Origin of the sequence: Polaromonas sp. YR568, from assembly GCF_900116715.1 — a bacterium.
Lineage (GTDB): Bacteria > Pseudomonadota > Gammaproteobacteria > Burkholderiales > Burkholderiaceae_C > Polaromonas.
On sequence record NZ_FPBM01000001.1, the window covers coordinates 1 to 1,503 of the forward strand.

1 protein-coding gene is annotated in these 1,503 nt (G+C 57.2%); it reads right to left on the reverse strand.

Translation table 11 applies throughout. The features are described from left to right. Positions 1-1,291: SpvB/TcaC N-terminal domain-containing protein (locus BM408_RS00005; protein ID WP_217649403.1), on the reverse strand; the 1,291-nt coding region annotated here is incomplete at its 3' end. Positions 1,292-1,503: the final 212 nt, after the last annotated feature.

Consider the following 1,503-nt stretch of genomic DNA (forward strand, 5'->3'; position numbering starts at 1 on the left):
CGCCCCATTCGCCATTCACAAAGTAGCCCAGATGCAGCAGATCGGGCAGGCCATCACCGTTGAGATCCACCACGCGCAAGCCCCCGTCACGGCTGTAGGTATGCGTAAAGGCACTGTCACTGACTCCACTGACATAGGCATCGTTTCGGACAAAACCGGTTCCGGTATTGATAAAAGCCCGCCTGATCAAACCACCGCCAAACTCGCCATTGACGAAGTACCCCAGGTGCAACAAATCCGGCAAGCCATCGCCATTCAAATCCACAACTCGAAGACCTGCGTCCCCCACGCCATGTACAAACGCGCTATCGGACAGGTTGGCCAAATGAGTACTGCTTGACGTAAAGCCCACCGTCGCCGTATTCCCAATAGCCAAAGCCAATCCAGGCAGACAGTTTCCGTTCCGTTCACATCTTGAAATATTGGCTATGACAGAGCGCTGAACTGTCGCCCCACCCGTGTAACTGATCCTGTAATCAAACACTACATCCGAAGAGCCTTTTGCATGGGTTTTGATATGAGAAATACGCCGATCAACCTGAACAAGGCTGCCGGCCATATAGCCCTGAATCCTGTCTGGCCGAGTGGTCTCATATTCAATGTTCACCACGTTACCGTCATAGCCGACGGTTAAAGGCGCATACACGCTGCTGTCAGCGCTCTTGTAATAGCTGACCGTCAGGTAGTTGGTCTTGACGTCGCTGATCTTATTGAGGGCCCAGACCCTCACGGTGGCCTTGCCCTGCGCTTCAATGCGCGAGTCGGCGGTATTGCCGTACTCCATGGTCAGGCCGGCCTTGGTCTGCACAGTGAATGAAGCCACGCCGTTGCCGGCCGTTCCCGACGCAGTGATGCGGCTGAAACTGTCGAGTTCTGTCCGGTATTCGCTGCCGGCCACGCCATAGGTGCCGCTGACCAGGATCAACCGTTGCCCATCCATGCAGTAGCGATCGTTCATGTCGAACTTGAGCGCGCCCCTGAAGCTGTCAATGGCCATGGTTCGGGGGCAGCGGCTGATGGTGCTGAGCCCGCTCAAATTCCAGCCCATGCCCAGCAAGCCATTGCCGCCCTGACTGTTATAGGCCAGCTCCAGCTTGGGCTCCATACCGGCGACGCCAGGCGGCACCTCAATTGGAATGCGGTAGGTGGCTGCACCAGATTCGTTCACCGAGAACTGCCCGGGCGTGACGCCCGCCACCGTGTTGGTCTGGGCCATCGCGGGAATCGCAGCAGCCGCACCCAGCCAGCACAGTGCTATTCCCAGCACTGCCTTGCGATAGTGTTCTTGCATTCCCGTTTTCATTTTGTTGTCCGCTTTTACCGGTTTGATTGCTATGGCGCAACGCTGGTGACGGTAGCCTTCTTGAGCCGCCCGAGCACCCAACTGCCGCTGCCGGTATTGGCCGGCCAGTATTCGTTCACAGTCGTCTTGCCCGCCCCTGCGCTGTTGATCACGCTGATCTGCGTCGGGTCGCCGTACTGTGGGCTCTGGCCATATTGATA